Source organism: Xenorhabdus littoralis (assembly GCF_033949345.1).
Lineage (GTDB): Bacteria > Pseudomonadota > Gammaproteobacteria > Enterobacterales > Enterobacteriaceae > Xenorhabdus > Xenorhabdus littoralis.
The window spans coordinates 1-477 of record NZ_VCDP01000188.1 but is presented as its reverse complement, the minus strand read 5'-3'; the positions used below and the strand labels follow the sequence as shown (position 1 = coordinate 477).

The following is a 477-nucleotide window of genomic DNA, read 5'->3' as shown; positions in this document are numbered from 1 at the left end:
GCCGTCTGGCTGATAGTGCGGTTTTTGCTGCGACAGGCTTCTGCCACGGTATCCAGCCAGTGAGGATCGAGAATCTCGGCATCACGGCAGGTCAGCGGTTCATCGTGTTGCGCATAGATATTGCCCCGCACCCGCCCATGTTCATCCCGAATGCGCTTGCATAAACTCAGCCAGCCGGTTATTCGCAACATCAGCAATACCCGGCTGACGGTTTCACGCGAGGCTTTGCCTTTATAGGGCGAGGCCAGCAGCACCTGCAATTCATCGTAGCTGGGGAAAACCGCCCCTTCATTTTGTTGCGCATACAAACGGATCATCATCCAGCCCGTTTTATCCAGCGGTGACAGGCGATCATCCAGTAACAGGCGACGGGGATAGGCATCCTGAATGTTACCCATAAACAGCAGACCACTGCGCAGCTGTGAAACGTCATCGCCGGTACGTTGTTCCAGACGGCTTTTCATTTTGGCAATGGTG

1 protein-coding gene is annotated in these 477 nt (G+C 54.7%); it reads right to left on the bottom strand.

Annotated elements, in window-relative coordinates; genetic code table 11:
* Positions 1-477: STY4528 family pathogenicity island replication protein (locus FE394_RS19160; RefSeq protein ID WP_319927910.1), on the bottom strand; the 477-nt coding region annotated here is incomplete at both ends.